Raw genomic sequence first — 20,089 nt, forward strand, 5'->3', positions numbered from 1 at the left:
GGCGGGGCCCGCCGTTGTTTGCCGCCCCCACCGGACCCCCCTGGGGGGGGCCCCCCGGGCAGGCGCGGGGGCCCACGCCGCATGTCGGCGTTCGGAGGCGCCGGCTCTCGGCTCTGCAACGGTGTCGACAAGCCGGACGCTTCGGCAACGAGAGAGGCCGGGCCTCAGTGGACGGCCGCGTCCGGAGCCGTGGCTTCCGCCACCTGCTCGCGCGTCCTGCGGAGCAGTCGCAGGGGCGCGTACACCACGAGCGCCACGAGGAACGCGACGTAGTAGGCGAGGTCCGCGCCGTGCAGCGCTGCGGCCACCGGCCCCACGTACAGGCTCGTGTCCATGAACGGCACCGCCGCACCGAAGGCCACGACGAATGCCGTGAGGGCGGGCCACCACGGCTGCGGGCGGGCGCTCTCGACAGCCGGATCGAACGGAGCGCCTCCCCTGTCCGCGGCGCGTGCGAACCAGTCGACGGCCACCACCGCCACGAAGCCCGGGATCCAGTAGCCGACGAACAGCAGGACGTTCTGAAAACGGGCCGTGGTGTCCGCGGCGTGCATCCACAGCACCAGGGGGAAGCCGAGTACGGCAGACAGAGCCGCCGCCGACGGGCGTGGGATGGGCACCCCGACCGTCTGGAGGGCCAGTGAGCCGCTGTAGTCGTTCATCGCATTGCTGCACAGCGCGGCCAGCGCGACGGCCAGCAGTCCGAACGCGCCGAGCGCGCCGCCCCCCAGCAGTTCGTCGACACCCCTCGCGGTCTGGTCGGTGAAGGCCGAGGCCCCCCACAGCCCGAGCGCCTGCACTGCCACGAAGGAGACCGAAATGCCGAGAAGCGTGTACCAGAACATGCGAGGGCGGGAGGCGGACCGCGGCAGGTACCGGCTGAAGTCGCTGGCGTACGGGGCCCAGGAAAGGGACAGGCTGAGAGCGATGGTGCTGGTGAGCACGAACGCGCCGGCGCGGTCGGCGCCGTGGACCGACCCGGTGGCGGTGGGGTGGACGCCGTCGAGGAGCTTGAGGGTCAGCACGACGAAGGCCGCGGCCAGCACGAAGGTCATGATCTTCTGCAGTCGGTGTATCGCCTCGTAGCCGAGCACACCGAGAACGCCTTGCCCCACCATCATGACGAGTACGCCCAGCCAGAACGGCCAGCCGCACAATCGAGCCAGCGCGTCCCCGCCGAAGAGGCCGATGAGCGCGTCCCACGCGACCGACGACAGCCACTGGAGCACACCCGGCACCGCGACTGCCCGGCCGAAAGCGAGCCGGGCCAGCGCCAGTTGTCCCGTTCCCGTGAGGCTGCCCCAGGTCCCGAGGTACGCGGTGGGTACGGCGCCCAGGAGGGTGCCGAGCACCACGGCCACCAGTGCGGTGGTGAAGTCCAGCCCGAGGACGATGCCGATCGTGCCGGTGAAGACGCCCGTCATCGTGAGGTTGGGGGCGAACCACACGGTGAACAGCCGTCCGGGTCCGCCGTAACGCTGCGCTGCGGGGACCGGGGCGATCCCGCGGGTCTCGATGCGCAGATCGCCGGCGGTGGGTGTCCGCCCGTCGAATACGGACGGGGGCGCGGCGCCCGCCGGTCCGTTCGGCGCAGGTGGAAATGACATGTATGACATCCCTCCGCCAGTGCTAACTGGTTCAGGTTCGACGGGTGTGATCTCAGCCCCGCTGGTCGGGGCACCCCGTGTCGGATTGCGTCGGCAAGGCTAACCCACGCGTTCGGGCCCGGCCGACAGGGCTCCGACCGGGCGTCGGCAGACCCGCTTCCGGGCTCGTGCGGCTCGGTCAGCAAGGTGTGTGCGTTCGCGAGTTGGCCCGGTGACGAGCGCCCGTCCGGGCCGGGCACGCGGCCCGGTCCGGGGCGCCGGCGACGCGGCGCCCCGTCCGGGCCGGTCAGCCCGTGGGCGTGGTCGGACCACCCGGTGGCACCTGCATTTCCACGGTGGAGATGACCCGGACGACGGACGGGTCGCGGGGGGCCGAACCGAACCCGAAGGTGACCGGCGGGTCTACGGGGGCGAGCTCGCCGAGATGCCTCCCTCCCAAGGTCGCGGTCGCTGCCCGGACACGGTGCAGGTCCCGGGCCCCGTACCACTCGCGACGGTCCGGGCCCGCGCTGCCCAGCGTGCGGACGCCCGGCAGCAGACGGGCGGGTACGTCGCAGACGGCGGCCCAGGTGCGGCTGCGGGCCAAGGGGGCGGGAACTGCGCACAGCAGTCGGCCCAGGACGGTCCGGGAACCGGTGACGAGGTCCAGCACGAGCGGCCCCGCCGTGACGTACCAACGGGCGGCGTCACGCCTGACCTCCACCGGCACCACCTCCACCCGTTCGAACCTGTAGGTGTCCGCGACGAATTCGGCGACCTGGCGGGAGGGGGCGAGCAGCCGGCGCTCGCCGTCCGGCTGCTCGATCATGACGTCGCTGAACGCCCCGAACGGGGACCGCGACCAGTGCCCCCATACGATCCGCGTCCCCGAGGCCGTCCCGACGGCTCCGATCCATCCGTCGAAGTGCCAACGCTCCTGTGCCATGGCCGACAGTCTGTCCTGCCCGGCCCCGGCCGAGCGGTACCGCCGCTCGCGCGTTCACGTACGAGGCGGCGGATCGTGCGAGCTGGCGCTCGGCGCGGCCCCGGAGGAAGGCGCACCTAACGCCCTCGTGCATGACACGAGGTCGTTGGCTCTTTTCGGGCGGCCGTACGTCACTCACCGCTCCGGAGCTGCCTCGTTCAACTCGGGTTCCAGGCCCTCGGCCATCGCGGTCCGGCGACGGCCGGTGTCGACGCGCCACGCTTCGAAGGCCCAGGCGGTCGACGCCACCACGGCGAGGCCGAGGAGCCAGCCGCCGACCACATCGCTGAACCAGTGCACGCCGAGCGCGACCCGTGTGAATCCCACGCCCAGCACCGAGAGCACCGACACGCTCCAGCAGAGCTTTCTGCGCCAGCCGCGGGGCACCAGCGGCAACAGCGCGAGCATCAGGACGGCGAACGACGTGGTGGCGGTCATCGCGTGACCGGAGGGGAACGAGAAGCCCGGTGCCTGCGCCACCGGGTCCGTCAGGGAGGGCCTGGCCCGCTCGACCACGACCTTGACGAGGAGTCCGGTCAGCGCACCGGCCACCGCTGTCACGCCGGACCATGCCGCCAGCCGCCAGGCGCGGCGCCAGAGCAGCCACGCCGTCAGCAGGGCGACCGCGCAGCGGAGCGTCGCCGGGTCCCAGACCCAGTCGGACAGGAAACGGAGCGTGCTCGTCCACGCAGGGTGTGCGAGCGCGGTCTCGTGCAGCCGGCGTGCCGCACCCGCGTCCACGACGCGCAGTGGGCGCCAACGGCCCTCGACGAGGACGAGCAGAAGGGCGAAGGGCACCGCGGAGAGCGCGGCGACGGCGACGGCACCGAGCAGCCGCACACCGAATCTGCGGTCGGCCTCCCCGGCATCGCGCCGACGACGGAGCATTCGTACCACCTCTCACGCTCCCGGATCGGGCTGGATGGGGCCGGGCCGCAGGGCCCGGACGGCTTCGAGCTGAGCGGCGAACGACAGACCGAGAAAGAGGGCGATGGACGTCAGATAGGCCCAGAGGAGCAGCGACATGAAGGCACTGAGCGGGCCGTAGATGGTGTCGAAGGAGCCGCTGATTGAGAGATAGAGACTGAGCAGCCATGTCAGGGCTGTCCACAGCACCAGGTAGACGGCCGCCCCGAACGCCAGCCAGGTGTAGCCCGGTTGGTTGCGCCGGGGGGAACGGCGGAAGATCGCGCTCGCGGAGATGAGCGCGAGCAGCAGCCCGCACGGCCAGCGCAGCAGATCCCAGGATTTTCCGGCGCCGTCGCCGAGATCGTAGACCGTCACAGCGGCTGCGGCCAGGTCACCGCCCACCACCATCAGGATGAACCCGATACCCAGCGGGATCCCGGCTGCCAGCGCCATCACCAGGCCCCGGAAGTACTTCTGGTGGAAGGGGCGGTCACGCTCCACCCCGTAGATCCGGTTGGCCCCGCGCTCGATCTGGCACATCGCGGTGGTGACGTTCACCAGCGAGAAGGCCAGCCCGAACCAGAGCGTGAGCTGGGAACCCTCCCCGGCGTTCCGACGGCTCCGCTCGAGCGCGTCGTCCACCACCTCGGCACTCGGACCCGCGGCGATGCGGTGGATGGTCAGTTCCGCCAGCTTCCCCACGTTTTCCGTATGCAGTGAGCCGGACAGTCCGACGAAGGCGATGGCGAGGGGGATCACCGCGAGAACGGTCTGCAGGGCGAGCGCACGGGAGTGGCTGAAGCCGTCGGCGTAGCGGAAGCGGACGAACGAGTCACGCACCAGGGGCCAGCGGCCGTAACGGCGCAGCGAGGCCAGCGCCTCGTCGGCGGAGAGCTCGTCGCCTGACATGTCGCGGGTCTGCGGGACCCGGGTCGCCGTACCCATGTCACTCACCCCCCGACGGCAGGAGCACGGTGAGGGCCCCGGGCTCGACCTCGGCCACGAGCAGCCGGCCCGGCCGGACCGGATCTCCGTCGATCTCGCGCGGCTGCTCCGAGGCGAAGCGGAGTTCGACGCGGCGGAAGGCGAAGTACTCCACCGGTGTGCCGGTGGAGTCCCCGTCGGCGGGAGGGAAGCTGCCCTGTGCGGAGGGGCGAGACGGTTTCGAGCGGCCGCGCAGCAGTATGCCGACGGCACGCAGCCAGCCGGTGGGCCCGTGGGGGTCGAAGACGGCCAGATCGAGCAGGCCGTCGTCGGCCTCGGCGGCCGGGACGAGGGCCGCGCCGCCCTGCACCCTGCCGATGTTGGCGAGGAGCACCATACGGGCCGTGCGGTGCAGGACCGGCCCGCCGTCCAGCCGGATCGATACGGACATCCGGGGCGCGCGCAGACTGCTGATACCGGCTACCACGTAGGCGGGCCAGCCCAAGGCTGATTTCGCGCGGTCTCCGGTGTTCGCCAGCATCGCGGCGTCCAGGCCGGCGCCGGACATGGCGGTGAAGCGCGTGGCCGGGAGGGAATCGCCCTCGATCCGCCCGAGGTCGATCCGGCGAGCATCGCCCGACAGCGCGGCGGCCAGGGCATCCGCAGGTTTGAGGGGGAGGCCCAGGTTCCGCGCCAGCAGATTGCCGGTGCCGCAGGGGACCACAGCCAGGGGAACTCCTGTGCCGGCCAACGCGTCGGCCGTCGCCCGGACGGTGCCGTCGCCGCCGCAGACCACCACCAGCGAGGCGCCCGCGCCGACCGCTGCGGTGGCCTGGCCACCGCCCGGGTCATCAGCGGTGGTGGAGACGAACTCCGCTGCGTGATGGCCGTGCTGCTCCAGAACCAGCCGCAGACGGTCGCGTTCCGCATCGTCCGTCACGGTCGGGTTGACGATGACGACGGTGTGGCCCGGCACGCGTTCGGAGCGGTCCTCCGCGGCCTTCAGCGCGACCTCCATCGCGTTCGCGGGAACGGGGGCGGGGCTGGCGCCGCCGGTCATGAGGTTGCGACCGACGATCAGGAGCGACAGGCTGCCGTTCAACAGCCCGCCCAGGACGTCGGTGGGGTGGTGCATCCCCCGGTAGAGGCGTGCGACCGCCACCAACAGCGGTACGAGGAGCAGCAGTACGCCGACCGCCTTCCGCCAGGGACCCCGGATCCGCGAAAGGACCAGCACCGCGAGGCCGCCGTAGAGCGCCGTGGCGGCGCCGGTGTGGCCTGAGGTGTAACTGGCCGTCGGCGGTGACGGGTCGAGGCGCTCCACATCCGGCCTGTCGCGGTCCACGGACACGGTGATGACCAGGAACACGAGCGCCTGGAGCGAGACGGAGACGGCGAGGAACACCGCCTCACGCCACCGCGGCAGCCGCGGTATCAGAATCAGTCCCAGACAGGTCAGGGCGGTGATGATGACCACGGTGGCGGTGTTGCCGGCCTCCGACGCGAAGAGCGACACGTCGCTGAGAGCCGCGCTGCGCATTTGCTCGAAGCCCTCGTTCACGCGGTCCTCGATGGTCAGTGGGTATATCCCACCGGCCGGTCCGGTGATCAGAAGGCCGAGACCCACCATCAGCGCGGCCTGGCAGATGGTCAGCGCGCCGATCCGGACGGCGGCAGCGCCGCGGCCACTGGTCAGGGCGGGCGAGCGGCCGGGGCGGGAGACGGCACCGTTCTCGGCGGTGCGATGGACCGGTCTTTCCGGCAGTGCGGTGGGCATGACGCTCCCCGTGTTCGGCACTGCGCTACGGCAGTGAGGGTCGGGCGCGGGCTCAGCCCGCCAGGTGCTCCGCCGTCTGCCCCGAAAACCGCCCGTCAGGCATGCCGCACCATGCTGTCGGCCTGCTGCCTGTCGCCCGGTCCGGATCGAAGCGCGGCCACCGACGTTTCTTCTCCCGGTCGGCAAGGTCCGCCCCGGCTGCTCGGACTTCGCCCTCCGCCGGCCGCGGCTCCGGCAGGCTCACCGTCCGGTCGGCGGCACGCTCATCGCCAGGAGCGCGGTGTCGTCGTCGAGTCCTTCGCCGAACGATTCCAGGAGTGCGGTGAGTGCCTCGACGGCACCGGTGGCCGAGGCGGGTGCGAGGGCTCGGGCGAAGTCGAGGAGGGCTTCGTCGCCATAGCGTTCGCCCGTGTCCGGGGTACGCGCCTCGGTGAGACCGTCGGTGTAGAGCAGCAGGGTGTCGCCCGGTCCCAGATCCACGCTGACCGTGGTGAACTGGGCGTCCACAACCACTCCGACCAGCTGGCCGCCCGGTGTGGGCCGGTAGTCGGCGCTGCCGTCGGCACGCAGCAGCACGGCAGGGGGGTGCCCGCCGCCGGCCATGACGACATGGAAGCCCGTGTGGTTCTCCCCGGGTGTCAGCAGGCCGAAGATCACCGTGCAGAACCGCGGTTCGTCGTCCTGCGCCTGGTGGTTGAGAGCGGTGTTGAGATTGGCGAGCACCGTCGCCGGCACGGGATCGGAGACCGCTGCGGCTCGCAGGGTGTACCGCGCCAACGACGTCACCACGGCCGCGTCGGCACCCTTGCCGCGTACGTCCCCCATGAAGAAGCCCCAGCGGCCCTCGGCCAGCGGGAAGAGATCGTAGAAGTCCCCGCCCACTTCGTCGGAGGAGGCGAAGTGGTAGTGCGCGGCGACGTCCAGGCCCGGAACCGGTTCGAGCGCCGGTGGGATCAGGGTGCGTTGCAGTGTCGTGGCGAGGCGTTGCAGGCGTGCGCGGTCGCGGTCCGCTTCCTGGCGGGCCCGCAGGAGCTCCTGCTCGTACGTACGCCTGTCCCGTGCATCCAGGAGGGTGGTGCGGATCAGCAGCGGTTCGCCGTCGTGGTCCTGCTTGACGACGGAGGTGGCCAGGACGGGCAGCCGGCTGCCGTCGGTGGCCTTGAGCTCAAGGGCGATGCCGCTGACCTCGCCCTGCATGTGCAGCAGGGGCGCGAAGTGCGTCTCGTGATAGAGCCTGCCGCCGACGGTCAGCAGGTCGGAGAACTTCTTGTGGCCCACCAGCTCCTCCCGGCGGTAGCCGAGCCACTTCAACAGCGTTCCGTTGACCTTGGCGATCCGTCCGTCCATCAGTGTGGAGAGGTAGCCGCACGGCGCGTTCTCGTACAGGTCCTCCGCACTGTCTTCCAGCAGGGCGGAGAACGACAGCTGTTCCTGCTCGCGGTCACCCGCCGCCCACCATCCGTCGGTCCCCTCGCCGCCCGGGCGCACCGTCACGGCCCCTGCACGAAGGCGATGATCGCCTCGGCCGTCTCCTCGGGAGCGCTGAGCTGGGGGCAGTGTCCCGTCGAGTCCAGGGTGACCAGTCGACTGCCGGGAATCTGCGCGTGGACGAAGGCACCCACCTCACGCGGGGCGATCGTGTCGCGGGCGCTCTCGGCGATGAGCGTCGCGACATTCACCTTGGCGAGATCCGAGCGGTTGTCGGAAAGGAAGGTGGCCCGCGCGAATACCCGGGCCATCTCAGGATTCGTTCGGCAGAAGCTGTTGGTCAGCTCCTCACCCAACTCGGGTCGCTCCGGGTTTCCCATGATCACCGGTGCCATCGTCGCGGACCAGCCGAGGTAATTGCTTTCCAGCGAATCGAGCAGTTCGTCGATGTCCTGCTCGCTGAATCCGCCGATGTAGTCCCCGTCGTCGATATACGACGGGGACGGGGTGAGAAGGACCAGCTTCTCGAAAAGCCGGGGCTCCCGCACGGCGGCAAGGACACCGATCATGGCGCTGACCGAATGCCCGACGAAGACCACCGGCCCGAGGTCGAGCTCCCGGCACATCTCGATGACGTCGTCCGCATAGCCATCCAGCGTGGAGTACCGCTCGGGGTCCCAGGCGGACGGGTCGGAGCGCCCCGCCCCCACGTGATCGAAGAGGACCACCCGGAAACGCTCCTCCAGCCTGGGCGCGACGAGACGCCACAGGTTCTGATCGCATCCGAAACCATGGGCCAGCATCACCACCGGTCCGCCGTCCCGGCCCGTCACCGAAATGCGGTTTCTTGTCCGGACGTCCATAGGAACATCCTGACACTCCCCGCACGTGACGGCCTGCTCAGCCGGCAAGGGGTGTCCGGGCCCCTCGTCGCGGCACTTCCGTAGCTGCCGCCCTTCAGCCCGCTTCGGCAGGCGCGGTCCCTCCGGCGGGCACCAGGCGAAGGGTCACGATCTGGAAGGGGCGCAGGGACAGCGTCACTCCCGATCCGTGGACGGCCGGAGCGGGCTCACCCTCCAGATCCCGTTCCAGCAGATCCGTGATCCGTGCGGAGACCACGGGGAAACCGGCCATGAGAGTGGTCCGCACACGTCCGCCTCCGGACTCGTAGAGGCGGACGACCACGTCGCCCGAACGGTCGTCCGCCAGCTTGACCGCCTCGATGACGACGCCCTCCTCATCGACCCGCACCAGCGGTTCCACGGCCGCGCCGCCCGGGACGGTCCTTTCGGGCAGGTTGAAGTGATACCCCTCGCGGATCGCGTCGTGGAGGCCCGCGCCGAGGACCAGTGCGTATCGCAGACGGTGTGCACCCCGGTCACAGTCCGGATCCGGGAAGAGCGGGGCGCGCAGGAGCGAGATCCGCGCCGTCGTGGTCGTTCCGCCGTCGGGGCGCACGTCCCTGGTCACGTCGTGACCGTAGCTGGAGTCATTGACCAGGGCGGCCCCCCAGCCGGGCTCCGCGAGGTGCAGGTAGCGGTGGGCACAGATCTCGAACCGGGCACTGTCCCACGAGGTGTTGGTGTGCGTGGGGCGCCGGACATGACCGAAGGGGATCTCGGCGCTGGACTCCGCCGCGCGCACGTCGAGCGGGAAGGCCGCCTTGAGGATCTTCTCGCACTCCTGCCAGTCGATGTCCGTCTCGATGTCGAGGCGCCGGCTGCCCTCGTCGAGGCGCAGCACCTGGGTGATGCGGGAGGCGTCGACCCTGCGTACGACCCGGACGCCGCCGGGGACCGCGCTGACCTCGTCCGCCCCGGTCAGGTCCCTCGCGGTGTTGCGGTAGAACGGGTCGACGTCCCAGGCGTCCCACTGGTTCGGGAAGTCCTGGTGCAGTTGGAGGAGGTTACCGACCGCACCGGGCGCCAGCGCCTCGCGTCCGGCCGTCAGGTCAAGGGCAGACGTGACCAGGCCCCGGGCGTCCACCGTGATGCGTACGAGGCCGTTGTCCAGGACGAACCCGCCGTCCCCGGCCGGCAGGGCGGCGACCGGGCGGGCTGCCCGTGGACGCGGTGAGCCGCCGAGCGCGGGGATGCCGTCGCGTGCGTGCGGTGCGGCGTTGAACACGGTCTCGCCGACTGCCTCGCCCCCGCCGGCGGTCCCGTTCCCGCTCGCCGCGAGGCTGCGCTGGGCGGCCTCGATGACCTCGCCGAGCTCCCGGGCCACCTCCGCGTACGCCTCCTCGGCCTCACGGTGCACCCAGGCGATCGACGTGCCGGGCAGGATGTCGTGGAACTGGTGGAGCAGCACGGTCTTCCACACCCGGTCGAGCAGTTCGTACGGGTACGGCCGGCCGGTGCGCAGGGTCGCGGTCGAGGCCCACAGTTCGGCCTCCCGAAGCAGGTGCTCACTGCGCCGGTTGCCCTGCTTGGTGGCGAGCTGGCTGGTGAGTGTGCCGCGGTGCAGCTCCAGGTAGAGCTCGCCGACCCAGACGGGGGCGTCCACGTACTCCTCCCGGGCCTTGGCGAAGAACTCCTCGGGACCTTCCATCTCCAGCCGGGCCGAGCCCTCCAGATCCTCCAGCCTCCGCGCACGTGCCAGCATCTCGCGGGTGGGGCCCCCGCCGCCGTCGCCGTAGCCGAAGGGAACGAGGGAACGGTTGGCTGCGCCCTTGTCCCGGAAGTTGCGCTCGGTGTGTCCGATGTCGGCACCTGAGAGGTCACCGTTGTAGGAGTCGACGGGAGGGAAGTGGCTGAAGACACGGCTCCCGTCGATGCCCTCCCACCAGAAGGTGTGATGGGGGAAGGCGTTGGTGGTGTTCCAGGAGATCTTCTGGGTGAGGAACCAGTCGATGCCGGCCAGCTTCATCAGCTGGGGCAGGGCCGCGTTGTATCCGAACGTGTCGGGCAGCCACATGTCCTTCGTCTCGACCCCGAACTCCTCCAGGTAGAAACGCTTGCCGTGCACGAACTGCCGGACCAGCGACTCCCCGCCGGAGAGATTGGTGTCGGGCTCCACCCAGAGGCTGCCGGTGGGCAGGAACTGGCCGCTGCGCACCTTCTCGACCACGCGGGCGAACACCTCGGGCCGCTGCTCCTTGAGCCAGGCGAGCTGCTGTGCCTGCGACATGACGAAGCGGAAGCCGGGGTGGTCGTCCATCAGGGCGGTGACGTTCGAAACGGTCCTGGCCGCCTTGCGGACCGTCTCGCGTACGGGCCAGAGCCAGGCCGTGTCGATGTGGGCGTGGCCCACCGCGGAGACGCGGTGGGCGCTCGCGTGTGCGGGGGAGGAGAGGGCGGGGGCGAGGAGCTCGCGTGCGTGCGCGGCGCTCGCGCCGATCGCGCGGAGGTCGATGACGTCCAGGGCACGGTCCACGGCGTGGGCCAGTTGCCGGCGCCGGGTGGAGTCCTCGGGCAGTTGGTGCATGAGACCGCCGAGCACGTCCAGATCCTGTACGAGTTCCCAGACGACGGAGTCGAAGAGGGCGAAGTCCGTCCGGCCCAGCCGGTAGAGCGGCTCGTCCGGTGCCGGATCGCCGCGCAGCCAGGGTGCGACACCGCCGGACCGGGTCGGGACGAAGGGGTCGCCCCCTGCACCGGAGTCGAAGATCACCGGATTGGCCGCGGCCTCGATGTAGTGGACGAACTCCTCGCCCCCGCAGGCGTGTTCGGCGACCGGGATCCACGCATTGCGGGGATTGAGCGCCTTGACCGGCGTGCCGTCGGCGCGGTACACGAGGCCCTCGGCGGAGAAGCCCGGCTGGGTGGTGCCGAAGCCGAGGTCCACGACCGCCTCGACCCGCTGTCCGGCCCAGGCGGCAGGAACAGTGCCGCTGATCCGGAACCAGCTGGTGGACCAGGCCGGCCCCCACATCGCACCGGTGCGGACCGGTTCGTACGGCGCTGCTATTCCTTCAGGCACGGGCACAGGCTCGCCGGCGACGTTCCATATCGCGACGTCCAGCGGAAGGCTCTCGCGGTACACCGCGGGCCGCAGGCGCTGGTCGAGTACACGGGCGAGCCGGCGTTCGGTGACCGTTCGGTCGTGGTGCATGGGATCTCCGTGGGGAGTGCGAGGAGGCAGAAGGGCAAGCCGGTGCCGTGGAAGGGGCGGCAGGGGCTGGGTCAGCGCGTCCCGTAGCGGATGACGTGGGTGGGCACGACGGTTCTGCGGGCCGGGATCGCCTCGGCGGACGAGCCGTTGATCCGGTCGATGAGCATCTGGCCCGCCCGCCGGCCGATCTCGTCGGCGTCGTACGAGACGATGGTCAGCGGCAGACCGAGGACGTCCGCCAGATCGAAGTCGTCGAAGCCGGCGAGCGCGACCTGTCTGTCGAGCGCCCGTACGGCCCGGATGGCTCCCTGCGTCAGACGGTTGTTGGTGCAGAAGAGGGCCGTCGGCGCGTCGGGTGCGTCAAGGAGCGCGCGTGCGGCGGCCTCGGCGGTGGGCACGTCGGTGAGGCCGCGTCGCACCTGGCTCTCGGCGGGCTCGATCCCGGCGCTCTCGTGGGCGGCCCAGTAGCCGCGGAACCGTTCCGCGCCGGTGTACAGGGCCGGCGGGTTGCCGAGGAAGCCGATGCGGCGGTGACCGTCGGCGATGAGCTGTCCGGTGGCCTGTTCGGCGCCGCCGAAGTCGTCGACCAGGACGCAGTCCGCGTCCATTCCGGCGGGTGGCCGGGACGCCAGGACGATCGGCATGCCGCGCAGCGCCGCCGGCGCGAGGTGACGATGACTGCTGCCCGCCGGCACGACGATCATGCCGTCGACCTGACGGGACGCCAGGTCCTCGACGAGCCCGCGCTCCTTGTCGACCTGCTCCGCGGTGTTGCTGAGCAGCACGCGCAGGCCGTGCTCGGACGCCACCTCCTGCACACCGAGAGCCAAACGCGAGTAGAACGGGTTGGCAAGGTTGGTGACGACCAGTCCGATCATCCCGCTGCCGCCCAGACGGAGGCTGCGCGCCGTCTCGTTGCGCCGGTAACCGAGTGCCTCGACGGCGGCGAGCACGCGCTCCCGTGCGGCCTCGCTGACCCGGGAGTCGTTCTTGAGTACCCGGGACACGGTCATGGCGCTGACACCCGCGCCGGCGGCCACGTCGCGCATCGTCGGGGCGCCGCCGTCGCCCGGTCGGTGCTGTGCCATGGGCGGTTCTCCTGCGGGATCGTCGTGCGGCCGGTGAGTGGCGAACGCCGTCATTCTAGGTCCGCACCGGGGGAGTGCCGGCGGACCTGTGCAGAGCCCAGTGGGCGGCGCCGATGAGCGGTGCGTCGGCAGGGCGCAGCGCCGTGACGGTCAGGGGCGCGGTCCCCGGAGCCCACGACTCGAAACCCTCGCGGACGGCTGGTCCCACGAGGTCCCACGAGCCGGCCATCGATCCTCCGACGACCATGAGGTCGGGCCGGAACCGTTCGCACCAAGGGGCGAGCGCCCGCCCGAGCGCACCGAAACAGTGCCGGACGGTACGCAGGGCGTGTGCGTCCCCTGCGCGGGCCGAGCCGGCGATGTCGTGCACGTCCGGGAGGCGGTGGGCGTCGGCTACCGCGGCGGTCCGGGCGTAGAACCTGCGGATCGCCCGTCGCGAGACCACCTCCTCCAGGGGGAGCCCGTCGACGTCGAGCCGGTGCGCCCTGCCGCCGGGCGGCACGTCGGGGCCCTCCACGACAGGGTGCCCGCCGTCCAGGAAGGAGGAGCCGACGCCGGTCCCCAGCGTGATGCACACGGCCCGGCGCCGCCCGGCGGCCGCGCCCGCCCGGTACTCGCCGATGGCGAACGCGTCGGCGTCGTTGACGAAACTGATGCCGCTCGGGGCTCCGGGGAGCCGGCTCAGCAGTTCCGCGCCCACGTCCACACCGTGCAGCGACTCGAACTTGCCGATCCCCCGGAAGCGCCCGACACCGGCGGCGTAGTCGAAGGGACCCGGTATCGCCACGCCCCAGTGGGCAGCCGCCGGGACGTCCACGCGGTCGGCGACGGCGGCGATCGCGTCGAGGAGGTCACCGGCCGGCGCGTCGGCGGGGACCGGTTGCCGTACGGCCGAGAAGGGGACGGGCAGTCCGCCCTGGGTGTCGATGACCGCGGCCGTCACATGGGTGCCGCCGATCTCCAGCACGGGAACGTGGCTCATACCTGCGTCACCAGGGACTTCACCACGTGCACCGGCCGACTGCCCACGGGGTGCAGCCGGTAGGGCCCGACGGACGCGGGCACGGTGAGGGTCTCGGCGAACGCGAGCTCATGGCGGAGACCGCCGGCGGTCTCCACCACGATGCCCTCGCCGGCCGAGACGTTGAGGATGTGGAAGCGGCCCGCGGTGTCGTCCTCGGCGGCTGCCGGTCCCTCGATCACGAAGCGGTGCACCGCGTAGAACATGCCGGGCAGCGCGCCGACGACTTCCTCGCGCCAGCCCTGGCCCTCGCGCAGGGTCCGGGGCTGCTGGACGAGGTCCTTCAGGACGTCGTCGCCGCGCCGGGCGGTGTCCAGGTTCGCGAACCCGTGCGCGTACGAGAGCGGTCGAGGTGCACCGGAGGTGCCCTTGCGAAGCCAGTCGTAGAAGCGCAGGGAGTAGAGGTAGGGCGTGGCGCTGATCTCCAGGACCAGATTGCCCTCGCCGGAGGCGTGCGGGGTGCCGGCCGGGATCATGAAGAGCTGTCCGGCCTCCGCCGGGTGCTTCATGACATGGTCCTCGACGCGCAGCGGGAGCCCGTCCGCCGCGGCTGCCTCGACCTCCTTGCGCATGACGTCCACGTCAGTACTGTCCCGCAGTCCCAGATAGACCTGGGCACCGGGTTCGCTCGCGGTCACGTAGTACGTCTCGTGCTGGGTGTACGGCCAGCCGAACGTTTCGCGCATGTACTGCTCCTGCGGATGCAGGTGCAGGGACAGATTGCCACCGCCGACCGTGTCGAGGTAGTCGAACCGGATGGGGAAGGACGTGCCGTAGCGGCGGTGGACGTCCGGGCCGAGGAACTCCTCGGGGTGGAGTTCGCAGAGCAACTGGAAGGGGATCTCCACCTGGGCCGTCTCGTCCTGGCCGACCAGGATCCCGGCCTCGGGGGCGATGAGCTCGTAGCCGAGGGCAGTGTTGCCGTTCCGTGGCTCGAAGCCCAGCTCCCGTGCGCCCCACTGCCCTCCCCATGGGGTGGAGTTGAAGAAGGGACGGGTGCGGACGGGTGCCGTCGCCAGTGCGGCGAGGGTGGCCCGCAGCGCGGCCCCGTCCAACGAGGCGGGGCCCTGTCCGCCCTGCATGTCGACCCATCGGTCGATCCGGGGGGCGAAGGCGTCGCGGTGCCGGTCCCCGACGGGCCAGTCGGTGTAGAAGAGGCTGCGCAGCTCACCGGGGGTGCGGGGGCGGCCGAGGTTGGCACCGAGCGGCAGCACCCCTCGGGTGACGGCCTCCTCGGCGTACCGCTTGGGCAGGTCGGCCCACCACAGCAGGTCGGGCTCGGCGAGAGCGGCTCCAGGACCGAAGACCAGAAGCACGCCGGTGTGTGGGCGCCGCTGAACGGGGGGCGTCGCGAAGAGGTCGCTCGGGGAGAACTCGGCGAGGGGCAGGAAGAACGGGTCCGCGTCCGCGTCCGGGACACAGAGCCGTTCGACGGCGTCCGCGGACCAGAGCTCTCGCACGTCGCGCAGGCTGACGTCGGTGCCCCGGGCGCGCAGTGCGGCGGCGAGAGAACCCGCGGCTTCCTCCCAGTCCAGGGCGGCGGGCCCGTCGAGGGCGAGGACGGTGGGAGTCGTCGGCAGGTCCGCCACGGCGGCCGCCCAGCCGGTGACGACGGTGCCGCCGGTGGCGGGGTAGCGCGGGTTGCGTTCGTAGGGACGGGGCTGATGCACAGATGCTCCTGAGGAAGGGGACCGGGCAGGCGTGAGAATGGTATCGATAACATTCCCCACGAACAAGATGTGTATGGCAGTGGTTCCAATGACTCCGCTCTGAACTGGGGATCTGTCGAAGTCTGGGAGAAACCCTTGTTTCCGTCTCATGGTGTCGTTAACATCCTGGCAACCCGGAGCGCACAGAGGAATGACGACGCGCATCCGGAGGATCTCCGCACCGCACCCCAGAGCCACGGATCCCCGCCGGGATCCAGAGGGAAGTGAACCCATGAGATCAACCGGCGGGACGACAGAGCAGTCGTCTCACCCGCTTCGCCGGCGCACCCTGCTGGCGGGCCTCGGAGCCGGCGCGGCGGCCGCGCTGGCCGGCGGCTGCGCACGGGGCGACAGCACGGCCTCCATTCCGGGTACGACGTCACTGGCCAACGACAACGCCACCTGGGACGCGGGATACGTGTCGGCCGGACGTGAGCTCAAGAAGCTCACCGGGTACGCGCTCCGCCCGCTGTCCAACCCGAACCCCACCGCCTACACCCAGGTCACGCAGATCTCCCTGCAGACGACCAAGGCGACGGACCTGATCAAGTGGCAGTCGGGTTACAACCTCAAGCAGCTCGCCCGCACCGGCAGCCTCAGCGACCTGACACAGATGTGGGACGCGTACGAGCGCAAGGGCTGGGTGACCAGGACACTCCGTGACGCCATGTCCTACCGGGGCGCGGTGTACGGGATGCCCCTCTACCAGTCGTACTACGTGCTGTTCTACAACACGGAGGTCTTCGACCGGCACGGGCTTCGGGCGCCGGAGACGTGGGACGAGCTGCTCCATACCGCCGAGGTCCTCAAGAAGGCCGGCATCACCCCCTTCGTCGCCACGCAGAGCGGCAACTGGCCCGCCTACGAATGGTTCGAGGAGCTCATCAGCAAGGTCGACCCGGTCTTCTACGCCGACCTGATCGCCGGCCGTGCCCGGTACACCGATCCGCAGGCGCACAAGGCCATGCAGATCTGGCAGGACTTCATGAAGAAGGGCTGGACGACCCCCGCCGACTTCGACCAGAACAACGGCCCGGCAGCGCTGAAGACCGGCAAGGTCGGGATGTTCCTGCACGGTTCCTGGCAGTCGCAGGGTCTGGCCGCCGCGGGGATGAAGCCGGGTGAGGACTTCGACGCCTTCGTCCTGCCTCCGGTCGATGCCTCCACCGAGCGGTCCGTGATCACCGAGGCCGGCGTCCTCGCCGTACCGGAGAAGGCGGTGTCGCACGACGCCGCCATGGCCAACGCGGCCCACTGGCTGCACCCCTCCGTCCAGCGCGTCTGGACGGACTTCCTGCAGGACGGCTCGGCCAACCCCGAGGCGGTCACCGCCAATCCGGTGCTGGCCCGCATCAAGGAGCGGGCCAGGCGCGAGCGCTGGACCGAGCTCCCCCGGTACGGCCAGTCCGGGCCTCCCAACCTCATTCAGGGAAACACCGACGACCTGGGCGCCTTCATGACGCAGGCCATGTCCCCCGAGGCGACTCTGCGCAGCATGGCGAGCCGGGCCTCCAAGGAGTGGGCCGCCTGGAACAAGGACGAATCATGACATCGGCAGTCGACAGCCGGCCCGCGGCGGCTCCTTCATCCGTGCCGCCATCCGTATCCCCCGTCCGCACACCCCCGCGAAGGCTGAAGGACAGGCTGGCCGGTGCCGGCTTCCTGGCGCCCGCCGTGCTCCTCGTCGCGGCCCTGCTCCTCACCCCGTTCGCGGTGACCCTGTACCGCGGCTTCTTCAGCGACGGCCGGGTCTCCTCCTTCACCTGGCTCACCAACTACGGGCTGTTCCTCAGCGATCCGGTCCTCGCGAAGTCCATAGAGAACACGCTGATGTGGGTGGTCGGCACGGTCGCCCTGCCGCTGGTCCTGGGCCTGGGCATCGCCGTGATGACCAGCCGGTCCGGGTGGTCCCGGGTGGCGCGCCTTCTCGTGGTCCTGCCGTACGCGATCTCCGGATCCGCCGTGGCCGTCGTGTGGAACTTCATCCTCACCACGGACGGCGCGGCGAACCAGGCCCTGCAGGCGCTCGGGCTCGGCTCGTTCGCCCAGGGCTGGCTCCTCGAATGGCCGGGCAACACCCTGGTCATGATCGTCGCCAACACCTGGCAGTCCACCGGGGTGGCGGTGATCCTCTTCCTGGTCGGTCTGCAGACCATTCCTCCGGAGACCCTGGAGGCAGCGTCGCTCGACGGCGCCGACGGCCTGCGGAAGTTCTGGTACGTCGTCATGCCGCAGCTGCGGACCGTGTCCGTGATCGTCGTCGGCAGCAGCCTGGTCAACGGGCTCAAGTCGTTCGACCTGATCTGGGTGCTGACCCAGGGCGGCCCCGGCCGCAACTCCGAGACCCTCGCGGTCTCGATGTACCAGGAGACATTCCTCGCGCTGCGTCCCGGCGCCGGGGCGGCGGTCGCCGTCGTCCTCACCGTCATCGTGCTGCTGGCCTCCTGGCTGTACCTGCGGCGCCAGCTGACCCCGAAAGGCGCATGAGCATGTCCACCCGCCGCATCTCCGCAGGAACGGCCGTCCGCAACACGGTCCTGGTCCTCGTCTCCCTCCTCTGGGCCGTGCCGACCTGGCTGCTGGTGGTCAACGCACTGGTACCGGCCGCCGAGTACGGCGGCAGCCCGCACTGGCTGCCGCACGGGGGCTTCGGCCTCTTCGACAACATGTCGCAGGCGTGGACCCGGGCCAGGCTGGGCCCGGCGATGGGCAACAGCCTGCTGTACGCGGTGACGAGCTCGGCCGCGGCCATCGTGGTGGCCACGACCGCGGCGTTCGCCACCGTGATCATGCCCGTGAAGCGCAAGACCCTGTGGTTCTGGCTGATCTATTCGGGCACGCTGCTGCCCCTCCAGGTCTTCCTGCGGCCGCTGTTCCTCGCGTACGCGAGCACCGGCCTCTACGACGCGCAGATCGGCCTGTTCCTGGTCTATGTCGCGGTGGCCATCCCGTTCGCGTACTTCATCATGCGCAACTTCGCCCAGACGCTGCCCGGTGAGGTGATCGAGGCGGCGAGGCTGGACGGCGCGTCCTGGTGGCGGGTCTTCTGGCAGATCCACGTGCCGCTGTCCAGGTCCGCGATGGTCGCCGCGTTCGTCTTCCAGTTCGTCGCCGTCTGGAACGACCTGCTCTTCGGGATCACCCTCTCCACCAGCCGCAACATCCGACCGGTGATGGCCGCGCTCGCCGAGCTCCAGGGCAACTACTCGAGCGTCGGGCCCCCGGTCGTCCTGGGCGGGGCCCTGCTCGTCTCGCTGCCGACCGTCGTCCTGTTCTTCTCCGCCCAGCGGTTCTTCGTCAGCAGTCTCAAGCTCGGCTGATACCGGCCGAGGCCGTACGCCCGAGTCCCCGCACCGACGCCCCGAGCCGACCCCCGAAAGGCAGGCACCCCGGTGAAGACCCCCGCCCGCACCGCTCTCGCGCTGGCCGCCGCCCCGCTGCTGTGCGCCGCCCTGTGTCCCCGGCCCGCTGCCGCCGCCCAACCGGCGGCGGCCCCGTGGAAGGACCGCGCGGTCCACACGTACGAGGCACTCCAGAAGCACCTCTACCAAGGGGTGGAGAACCACGGCCTCTATCAGGAGAAGGCCCCGCGCCCGAGCACCGACAACGCCCACTCCTACCTCTGGCCGATGCGCGAGGCGGCAGCCGCGACGGTCGACATGGCCGGCCTCCCCGGCACCGGCAAGAACTACACGGCGGACGCGGCCGAGCGCTTCACCACCCTGGAGCTCTACTTCGAGCCCCGCGACGGCCGGCCGGGCTACGACTCGTACCTCCCCGCACCGCTCGGCCAGGGCGGCGACGTCTTCTACGATGACAACTCCGTGGTCGGACTGTCACTGCTGGACCAGTACCGCGCCACCGGCGACACCACCTACCTCCACCGGGCCGAACTGACCTTCGACATCGTCGGCCGGGGCTGGGACGACGACCCGGCCAAGGAGTGCCCCGGCGGAATGGACTGGGTCGACTCCCCGGCCAACACCACGCGCGCCGCCAATGTGACAGGCCTCGCCGCCGAGCTGGCCGCGCGGCTCCACCAGGAGACGCACAAGGGCCGCTATCTGACGAGCGCACAGAAGTGGTACGCGTGGAACTGGTCCTGCCTGCGCGAGTCACCGGGGCTCTACCGCAACAGCCGGGGCGACGACGGCACCATCGATCCCACCCTGTGGACCTACAACTCCGGGGCCATGATCGGGGCCGCGACGGCGCTCTACCAGGTGACCGGTGACCGCTCGTACCTCGAGCGCGCCGTACAGGACGCGGACGGCTCGCTCACGTACTGGAAGCAGGGCGACCGTCTGCACGACCAGCCGGCGATCTTCAACGCGATCTACTTCGACAACCTCCGGATCCTTGCCGGGGTGCGCCCAGGGCAGGCCTACCGGCAGGTGGAGAAGGCCTACGCGGAGCGCACATGGAAGGAGAACCGGGACCCGTCGAACGGTCTCTTCCGCTTCCAGCCCTCGGGCGGCGGCGACTACGACGCGTCCGCCCCCGCGGAGACCCTCGAGCAGTCCGCGATGGTCCAGATCTTCGCAGGCCTCGCCACCGAGGGCTCCTGACCCCCGAGGCCGGCTTCACTTCACGTCCCGCCACCGCCCTC

Annotated in this window: 15 protein-coding genes and 1 riboswitch; of the genes, 4 read left to right on the forward strand and 11 right to left on the reverse strand. The window is 70.7% G+C overall.

The window, feature by feature from the left end:
- Positions 1-164 precede the first annotated feature (164 nt).
- The 11 genes from ABZ434_RS31825 to ABZ434_RS31875 form a co-directional block, all read right to left on the reverse strand.
- Positions 165-1,607, reverse strand: coding sequence for a cytosine permease (locus tag ABZ434_RS31825; RefSeq protein WP_359144032.1), 1,443 nt, complete (start codon positions 1,605-1,607; stop codon positions 165-167).
- Positions 1,599-1,695: riboswitch (TPP riboswitch) on the reverse strand. It overlaps the preceding gene by 9 nt.
- Before the next feature lie 198 nt (positions 1,696-1,893).
- Positions 1,894-2,532 carry a hypothetical protein gene (locus ABZ434_RS31830; protein ID WP_359144035.1) on the reverse strand — a complete coding sequence of 213 codons (639 nt, stop codon included), beginning with the start codon at positions 2,530-2,532 and terminating at the stop codon, positions 1,894-1,896.
- A gap of 174 nt (positions 2,533-2,706) precedes the next feature.
- Positions 2,707-3,459 (reverse strand): phosphatase PAP2 family protein, encoded by a 753-nt coding sequence (locus ABZ434_RS31835; protein WP_359144038.1) that lies wholly within the window; start codon positions 3,457-3,459, stop codon positions 2,707-2,709.
- 12 nt (positions 3,460-3,471) lie between these two features.
- Positions 3,472-4,425 (reverse strand): YihY/virulence factor BrkB family protein, encoded by a 954-nt coding sequence (locus ABZ434_RS31840; RefSeq protein ID WP_359144041.1) that lies wholly within the window; start codon positions 4,423-4,425, stop codon positions 3,472-3,474.
- 1 nt (position 4,426) lies between these two features.
- On the reverse strand, positions 4,427-6,181 hold the full coding sequence (locus ABZ434_RS31845; RefSeq protein ID WP_359144044.1) for a diacylglycerol kinase family protein: 1,755 nt from the start codon (positions 6,179-6,181) through the stop codon (positions 4,427-4,429).
- A gap of 240 nt (positions 6,182-6,421) precedes the next feature.
- Complete coding sequence (locus ABZ434_RS31850; RefSeq protein WP_359144047.1) at positions 6,422-7,675, reverse strand: SpoIIE family protein phosphatase; 1,254 nt, start codon at positions 7,673-7,675, stop codon at positions 6,422-6,424.
- A complete protein-coding gene (locus tag ABZ434_RS31855) occupies positions 7,672-8,472 on the reverse strand; it encodes an alpha/beta hydrolase (RefSeq protein ID WP_359144050.1) in 801 nt (266 codons plus the stop codon). The genes ABZ434_RS31850 and ABZ434_RS31855 overlap by 4 nt, the downstream gene beginning before the upstream one ends.
- Positions 8,473-8,566: 94 nt before the next feature.
- The gene (locus ABZ434_RS31860) at positions 8,567-11,662 is read right to left on the reverse strand and encodes a glycoside hydrolase family 38 C-terminal domain-containing protein (protein WP_359144053.1); all 3,096 of its coding nucleotides are present in this window, start codon (positions 11,660-11,662) and stop codon (positions 8,567-8,569) included.
- A gap of 71 nt (positions 11,663-11,733) precedes the next feature.
- Entirely contained in the window at positions 11,734-12,750 is a 1,017-nt protein-coding gene (locus ABZ434_RS31865) for a LacI family DNA-binding transcriptional regulator (RefSeq protein ID WP_359144056.1), read from the reverse strand.
- A 55-nt stretch (positions 12,751-12,805) separates the two neighbouring features.
- Complete coding sequence (locus ABZ434_RS31870; RefSeq protein ID WP_359144059.1) at positions 12,806-13,732, reverse strand: ROK family protein; 927 nt, start codon at positions 13,730-13,732, stop codon at positions 12,806-12,808.
- Entirely contained in the window at positions 13,729-15,360 is a 1,632-nt protein-coding gene (locus tag ABZ434_RS31875) for a class I mannose-6-phosphate isomerase (RefSeq protein WP_359144159.1), read from the reverse strand. The genes ABZ434_RS31870 and ABZ434_RS31875 overlap by 4 nt, the downstream gene beginning before the upstream one ends.
- Before the next feature lie 352 nt (positions 15,361-15,712).
- On the opposite strand from ABZ434_RS31875, the gene ABZ434_RS31880 reads away from it, so the two are divergent.
- From ABZ434_RS31880 to ABZ434_RS31895, 4 genes are all read left to right on the forward strand, one after another.
- Positions 15,713-17,029, forward strand: coding sequence for an extracellular solute-binding protein (locus ABZ434_RS31880; protein ID WP_359144062.1), 1,317 nt, complete (start codon positions 15,713-15,715; stop codon positions 17,027-17,029).
- Positions 17,026-17,967: a sugar ABC transporter permease gene (locus tag ABZ434_RS31885; RefSeq protein WP_359144065.1), complete on the forward strand. Its 942-nt coding sequence runs from the start codon at positions 17,026-17,028 to the stop codon at positions 17,965-17,967. The genes ABZ434_RS31880 and ABZ434_RS31885 overlap by 4 nt, the downstream gene beginning before the upstream one ends.
- Before the next feature lie 2 nt (positions 17,968-17,969).
- Positions 17,970-18,800 carry a carbohydrate ABC transporter permease gene (locus tag ABZ434_RS31890; RefSeq protein WP_359144068.1) on the forward strand — a complete coding sequence of 277 codons (831 nt, stop codon included), beginning with the start codon at positions 17,970-17,972 and terminating at the stop codon, positions 18,798-18,800.
- 72 nt (positions 18,801-18,872) lie between these two features.
- A complete protein-coding gene (locus ABZ434_RS31895) occupies positions 18,873-20,048 on the forward strand; it encodes a glycoside hydrolase family 76 protein (RefSeq protein ID WP_359144071.1) in 1,176 nt (391 codons plus the stop codon).
- Positions 20,049-20,089 lie beyond the last annotated feature (41 nt).

It is taken from the genome of Streptomyces sp. NPDC005761 (assembly GCF_040630635.1).
Classification (GTDB): Bacteria; Actinomycetota; Actinomycetes; order Streptomycetales; family Streptomycetaceae; genus Streptomyces.

Excerpts from the sequence above, each read along its gene's own strand:
- ABZ434_RS31830 (WP_359144035.1), bottom strand. The coding sequence starts at position 2,532 with ATGGCACAGGAGCGTTGGCACTTCGACGGATGGATCGGAGCCGTCGGG.
- ABZ434_RS31885 (WP_359144065.1), top strand. The coding sequence starts at position 17,026 with ATGACATCGGCAGTCGACAGCCGGCCCGCGGCGGCTCCTTCATCCGTG.
- ABZ434_RS31825 (WP_359144032.1), bottom strand. The coding sequence starts at position 1,607 with ATGTCATTTCCACCTGCGCCGAACGGACCGGCGGGCGCCGCGCCCCCG.
- ABZ434_RS31870 (WP_359144059.1), bottom strand. The coding sequence starts at position 13,732 with ATGAGCCACGTTCCCGTGCTGGAGATCGGCGGCACCCATGTGACGGCC.
- ABZ434_RS31880 (WP_359144062.1), top strand. The coding sequence starts at position 15,713 with ATGAGATCAACCGGCGGGACGACAGAGCAGTCGTCTCACCCGCTTCGC.
- ABZ434_RS31890 (WP_359144068.1), top strand. The coding sequence starts at position 17,970 with ATGTCCACCCGCCGCATCTCCGCAGGAACGGCCGTCCGCAACACGGTC.
- ABZ434_RS31845 (WP_359144044.1), bottom strand. The coding sequence starts at position 6,181 with ATGCCCACCGCACTGCCGGAAAGACCGGTCCATCGCACCGCCGAGAAC.
- ABZ434_RS31835 (WP_359144038.1), bottom strand. The coding sequence starts at position 3,459 with ATGCTCCGTCGTCGGCGCGATGCCGGGGAGGCCGACCGCAGATTCGGT.
- ABZ434_RS31860 (WP_359144053.1), bottom strand. The coding sequence starts at position 11,662 with ATGCACCACGACCGAACGGTCACCGAACGCCGGCTCGCCCGTGTACTC.
- ABZ434_RS31865 (WP_359144056.1), bottom strand. The coding sequence starts at position 12,750 with ATGGCACAGCACCGACCGGGCGACGGCGGCGCCCCGACGATGCGCGAC.
- ABZ434_RS31840 (WP_359144041.1), bottom strand. The coding sequence starts at position 4,425 with ATGGGTACGGCGACCCGGGTCCCGCAGACCCGCGACATGTCAGGCGAC.
- ABZ434_RS31855 (WP_359144050.1), bottom strand. The coding sequence starts at position 8,472 with ATGGACGTCCGGACAAGAAACCGCATTTCGGTGACGGGCCGGGACGGC.